Source organism: Microcoleus sp. B5-D4, from assembly GCF_036705145.1.
Taxonomy (GTDB): Bacteria; Cyanobacteriota; Cyanobacteriia; order Cyanobacteriales; family Microcoleaceae; genus Microcoleus.
In genome coordinates, this window is sequence record NZ_JAUBTV010000007.1 from 63,066 (window position 1) to 70,033 (window position 6,968).

The following is a 6,968-nucleotide window of genomic DNA, read 5'->3' on the forward strand; positions in this document are numbered from 1 at the left end:
ATTGGGAATAGAGGATTGCAGCCGATAATTGGGGATTACTTATGGGCGATCTGCCGATCGCCCGCGACTCATCACTTATTGCAAAGAGGATAGTGACCTCCGGTACGCCGATCGCGAAACAGGCGCGATCGCGGGTTCTTCAACGGCCGCATTTTTGTTTTTGGCATCATTAATATTTTCTGCAAGTACGGCGAGCGATCGTCCTGCAAAAATATCGCACAAAGGCAATTCTATCTGACAAGATTCTCGTACCTTTGCTGCTAATTGAATTGCCAGCAGCGAATTTCCTCCTAGTTCAAAAAAGTTATCGGTAATGCTTAAGTGTTCGATACCGAGAACCTCACAGCAAATTCTCGCTAACATTGCCTCAATAGGGGTGCGTGGTGCGACAAAAATCTTTGCTTCTGGAATTGCCGCGTCTGGTTGAGGTAAAGCTTTTCGGTTAACTTTGCCGTTCGCCGAAAGCGGCAGCGCGTCCAGAATTATAAATGCAGAAGGCACCATATAATCAGGCAGTTTTGCGCTCAGGAATTGGCGCAATTCTTCAACCGCTGGGGCAGCGTTTTGTTGTGAAACGATATATGCTACTAAGCGTTTTTGACTGTGATTTTCTCCGAATGCGGTGACAATGGATGCTTTGACTGCTGGGTGCTCGTTCAAAGCAGCTTCAATTTCTCCTGCTTCGATGCGGAATCCTCGAATTTTCAGGCGGAAATCTTCTCGCCCTAAAAATTCGATATTGCCGTCAGGGAGGAAGCGCCCTAAATCTCCCGTTCGGTACAAGCGATCGCCCGTGACGGGGTGCGTGAGGCAACTGGCGCGAGTTTTTTCTTCATTCCGCCAGTATCCTTTTGTCAGTCCAACTCCGGCACAGCACATCTCGCCGGCAACCCAGACGGGACAGTCTTCGAGCCTTTCATTCAAAATGTAATAGCGTGTATTGGCGATCGGCGATCCGTAGGGAATGCTCTTCCAAGAAGGGTCAACAGTTTCTACCGGATACCAAATATTCCAAAGGGTAGTTTCCGTTGGCCCGCCGACACTGACAACGCGACAGTCACGGACGATCGCACTTAACCTCTGAGGCAGCGTTACGGGAATCCAATCTCCGCCGAGAAACGCCCAGCGCAAGCACTCCGGCAACACCTCAGAACGTCCGGCAGCGTAATCGAGCAGCATTTCCATCATCGGGGGAACCGAGTTCCAAATGGTTACGCGCTCTTTTACCATCAATTGCGCCCAGTGAGAGGGGTCTAGCCGTTGTGTGGCATCGGGAATGACGATCGCTCCTCCGGCTGCTAGGATGCCGAAGATATCGTAAACCGACATATCGTGGTGCAGTGCGGTGACTGCGATCGCGCGATCGCACTCGCCCACATTAAACACTTGATTTGTCTGAGCGATCGCATTGACTACACCGCGATGGGCGATCGCCACGCCTTTTGGCAAGCCAGTTGAGCCAGAAGTATAAATCACATAAGCTAAATCTTCCGCTTCCTGCACTGACTCCAAAGCTTCGTCGCTTTCTGTTGCTAATTCCTCAGTATCAAGACAAATTCGCCGCACATTTTCCGGCCATTCCAAGCGTTGATTTAACTGAGATTGTGTCAAAACAATCTCAACTTCGCCATTTTCCAGCAAATACCACAGCCGTTCTTTTGGCAGCGCCGCATCTACGGGCAAATAAGCAGATCCAGAGGCTAGAATACCCAAGACAGCAACGATTTGCTCCCATCCCTTTTCCATCACCACGGCAACCAATTGGTTAGGGCGAGATCCCAGCTTCCGCAACCGGTGAGCGACTTGATTCGATCGCAGATACAATTCTTGATAACTCTGAGTGCGCGTTGAAGTAATAACGGCGGGTTCGTGCGATCGCGACGCGACTTTCTCAGCAAACAATTCGTGCAGCAATACATCGGGAATGGCTGCCTCAATGCTGTTAGTAAAGGCTTGCTGAAACTGCACCGTTTTATGCCAAGTTTCCTCTTCATTGGCGAGGCTTTGCAATAGGCGGCAATAGGCGTCAAACATATCGTCAATCATCCCTGGCGGGAAGAGTTCTTCCACGGCATCCCAGCTAAAAGACAGCCCCTGGGCGGTTTCAGTAAATTGCGCGTCTATCCAAACTTGCGGCGTTTGACCGATAATGTGCACCAATTCTCCCAATTCTTGAATGAGAGAAAAGATAGAGGAATCTTCCCCAGGCGCGTTTTGCGGATCGATCGTAAACACGACTGGCATCAGGGCTGCGGTTGTACCTTGCGCTTGAGCGAGTTCTCGCACAACGCGCACGCCGCTGACATATTGGTGCTCTAAATCTTGCCAAAGTTGTTCTTGCAATCGCTTGGCTCGTACTTCAAAACTTTCTCGCTTGGAGTTATCTATTTCTAGCAAAGTAAATGACGCAAATTCTCCGATAATTTCCTCAACTTGAGAATGCAAAGGCAACCGATTAAAGCGCGGCACGTTGAGGGTAAACCGAGGCGTTTTGCTCCACAGAGAAAGAACTTCGGCATAGGCGGCCAGCAATAAACCCGTAGGAGTGAGGCTGGCGCGAGCTGTGCGCGTTTTGAGGCGCTCCCAGGTTGGCAAATCTAGGCGATCGCTCCAGCGTTTAAATCGCGGCTGCGTTAAGGAATTCGGGTGTTTGGCGAGGGGCAATTCCGGCGCTGGTGGCAGGTTTTTGAGGCGATTTCGCCAGTAATCTAAGGATTGCTGGAAAAGTGGGGAGTTTTCTAAGGCGATCGTTGCTAAAACGCAATCGCGGAAAGATAGTTGCAAGGGTGAGCTCGCAGTATTAGGATTGCGGTAAAACTTGACCAAATCACCAAACAAAATTTGAAAACTCCAGCCATCTATGCACAAAGCGTCAATGCTGAGATGCAAGCGAATGCGATCGTTCATTTGCGAAGCGCAAATTTCAAATAGCGGCCAACGATCGAGCGGCAGCACTTGGTGAGAAAGCCGATCGCGAATTGCTTCGAGTTGTTCGCAGGCAACTTTTGAATCGAGCGATCGCAAATCCAAAACCTCAATTTTATAAGCGGGCACGTTTTCCAGAATTTGCTGCTGTCCGTTCGGAAGTACGATCGCCCGCAGCATATCGTGACGCTGTACAACTCGTTGCCACGCGAGGCTAAACCGCTCTAAATCTAACTCGTCGCTCTCAATTTCTACATAGCCGTGAATGGCAACATTGCCCATTTCAAAGAAGCTATTTCTCCCGATCCAGTACGCCTGCTGCATTTCATTGAGCGGAAATGGTTTGTAGCGATTTTGAGGATCGGGGGCGATTGTCGGCAGTAATTTAATAGGTTCTTGATCTGGCTCGCTTTTAGTTTCCGCGATCGTCGCTGCTAGACTAGCGACTGTGGGGGATTGAAACAAGCAGCGCAATGATAGCTCGACTTGAAAGCGATCGCGCACCTTGGCAATCAGTTGAGTCGCTAGTAAAGAGTGACCTCCCAACTCGAAGAAATTGTCATTGATTCCCACCTGTTTTAAACCCAGAACCTCAGCCCAAATACCAGCTAATACTTGTTCTTCTAAAGTCTCAGGAGCGATAAAATCTGCCTCTGAACTGTTGGTTTCCGGTGCGGGAAAAGCTTTGAAATCTACCTTGCCGTTGGGCGTCAGTGGCATCGATTCCAAACACACAAAGCTAGCAGGAACCATATAATCTGGCAGTTGTTCCCGGAGAAAAGAACGCAGATTTTTAATCAGTGCAGAGTGCGTAGGGGCGGTGCCTCCGTGCCCGCCCGCGACTGCTGAGTTTAAAACGAGGTAGGCGACTAAACGCTTTCCGCCTGAATCTTCCTCACGCGCGAGAATGACTGCTTCTTGCACGTCTGGATGTTGGCTGAGTGCTGATTCAATTTCTCCCAACTCTATGCGGAAACCGCGAATTTTCACTTGGCGATCCGTGCGATCGAGAAATTCTAAGTTCCCATCGGGGAGATAGCGGACTAAATCGCCTGTTTTGTAAAGGCGATCGCCTTGCACGCCACTAAAAATATCGGGAATAAATTTTTCTCGATTCAGATCCGAACGGTTGATATATCCTCTGGAAACGCCCGCACCTCCGATATAAAGTTCGCCGGGGACTCCGATGGGAACGGGTTGCAAATTAGCATCGAGTACATAGGTGCGGGCATTTGGAATTGGGCGTCCAATCGGCAAGGTTTTTGGGGAGTTTTTAACCGCAGAGGGCGCAGAGGGCGCAGAGGGGAGAGAAGAAGAGGGGAGAGTGTCGCACCACGTGGCGACGATGGTTGTTTCTGTGGGGCCGTAAGTATTGACAAGTCGTACTTTTTCTGAAACGCACTTTTGCCACTGATTCAGGGATGCTGAAAGTGCGGTTTCTCCGCCAATAATTGTCAAGCGCACTGATGGGGGAAATTCTGCTTTTTCGGTGCTGAGTCTGGCAGTTAATTCGCGCCAGTAAGCTGTCGGCAAATCTAAGACGGTGATTTGCCATTCCTGGCATTTTTGCAGGAAGGAAGAAATGCTGTCTAACATGGATTTTCCGCGTAGTACCAATGTTGCGCCTCGCGTTAAACAGGGATAGATTTCTTCGGCGCTGGCGTCGAAACTGAGGGAAGCAAATTGAAGAACGCGATCGCCTGGTTCGATGCCATATTCGACACTTGCAGCCTGCGTATAATTTGCCAAAGATGCGTGTTGAACCATCACTCCTTTTGGCTTGCCGGTAGACCCGGATGTATATATGATATAAGCTAGGTTTTCTGGCAAAACGGCGCTTTCAGGATTTGACTTGTTTTGTTGAGCGATCGTCTGCCATTCTGCATCCAAGCAAATGACAGAAATATTATTTTGGGCTGGGGTTTCTGCTTTTAATTCTGCTTGCGTTAGCAACACCTGAACACCGGCGTCTTCTAACATGAAGGCTAGGCGTTCTTTAGCATATATGGGATCGAGGGGCAAATAAGCGCCGCCTGCTTTTAATACGCCTAAAATCCCGACGATCGCATCGAGCGATCGCTCCATATAAACGCCGACTATCGCATCTGGTTTTACGCCGAAAGAGTGCAAATAATGGGCAAGTTGATTCGCGCGAATATTTAATTCTTGGTAAGTCAAACTTTGGCATTCAAATCGCACCGCAACCGCATCAGGTGTTTTCGCAGCCTGCGCTTCAAACAAACGGTGAACGCACTCATTTTGGGAGTAATTTATCCCAGTATTATTCCACTCAAATAGAAGTTGCTGGCGTTCTGCTTCTGCAAGCAGGGGCAAATCTGAGAGACGCGCGGAGGGATTCGCCACGATGCCTTTTAATAAGTTCTGAAAGTGTCTCGCCATTCGCGCAATTGTAGCAGCTTCAAATAAGTCTATGCTGTATTCAAACCAGCCTCTAATACCTGTTGCTGTGGCTTCTAATTCCAGCGTTAAATCGAAATTTGCTGTGCCGCTGTGAATCTGTTGGCAGTTCAGGCTTAAATCCGGCAATTCTAAGGCGAATTCAGAGGCATTTTGAAAGGCAAACATCACCTGAAATAAAGGCGAGTGACTTAAATCTCGATTCGGCTGCAATTCTTCTACGAGCTTTTCAAATGGCAATTCTTGGTGTGCATAAGCGCCTAAACTTACCTCTCGAATGCGAGCCAGCAACTCTCGAAAAGTGGGATTTCCGGTTAAGTCAGATCGCAGCACTAAAGTATTGACAAAAAATCCAATTAATGATTCGGTTTCGCTGCTATTGCGGCTGGCAATTGGTGAACCGACGAGGATATCTTCTTGCCCGGTGTAGCGGTAAAGCAGTGTTTTGAATGCTGCCAGCAATGTCATAAATAAAGTGGTTTTTTCCCTGCGACTCAATTGCCTAATTGCCTCGGTTAAGTGTTCTGGCAATTCAAATAATTGCCGACCTCCCTTGTAACTTTGAACAGCGGGACGAGAAAAGTCTGTTGGTAAATTTAGAACCGCTGCGCTGCCACTTAACTGCTGCTTCCAGTAAGTAAGTTGAGTTTCTAATATTTCTCCCTGCATTTGTTGGCGCTGCCAAGTTGCAAAGTCTGCATACTGAATTTGCAGAGGTGGAATCGCGGCTAATTTATTATTAGTAAAGCCTTCATAAAATGCCGCTAGTTCCCGTAAAAATATGCCCAAAGACCACCCATCGAAAATGATATGGTGGGCGGATAAAAGCAGAGTATGTTCTGTTTCTGATAGGCGCAGAAGTTTGGCACGTAGCAGATTTGCTTGAGTTAAATCAAAGGGCAACAGTGCTTCTTCCGCAGACATTTTTTGCGCTTCTTTCTCGCGTTCTGCAGGGGGGAGATGGCTCAAATCTCTCAGGGGCAAGGGGAAATCTTTTGCATCAAAAATAACTTGTATCAGTTCTTTTTCGCCACCAGCAAACGCAGTTCTTAAAATCTCGTGTCGCTCGATAATTTTCTCAATACTTTGCCTGAGTGTTTCTGCATTGAGTTGTCCTGTAATCCGAACTGCACCGCAGAGGTTATAGAATGGGTTTCCGGGTTCCAATTGGTCAAAGAACCACAAGCGCTCTTGGGCAAAAGACAGGGGGATGTTTTGTAGGCGAGAAACTGGCCTTGGGGCGACTGCTTTGGTATTTCCTGTCAGTTGCTCTAGAATTTGCACTGCCAGTCGAGCAATGCTCCTATCCTCAAACAAATCGGCAACCGATACAGTAACGCCCAAGTCACTCTCTATTTGATTTTTTAACTCAAAAATTCTTAAAGAATCTAGTCCAAAGCTACTGAGTGGTCGATCGATAATATTTTGTGTTTTATCGCTGGCACTGAAGTGGATTGAAGATTCGTCTTCAGTCGGTTTTAGCTCACATCTTGCACCATTCTCAATTACTTTTTTAGGAACAGGCAAGATGCCTGTTCCACAAGAAAACTCAATTACTTTTTTAGGAACAGGCAAGATGCCTGTTCCACAAGAAAACTCAATTACTTTTTTAGGAACAGGCAAGA

1 pseudogene is annotated in these 6,968 nt (G+C 47.9%); it reads right to left on the reverse strand.

What is annotated here, in order from left to right:
* Window positions 1-75: 75 nt before the first annotated feature.
* A pseudogene (locus QUB10_RS05210) lies at window positions 76-6,870 on the reverse strand (amino acid adenylation domain-containing protein); the annotation flags it as partial.
* Window positions 6,871-6,968: the final 98 nt, after the last annotated feature.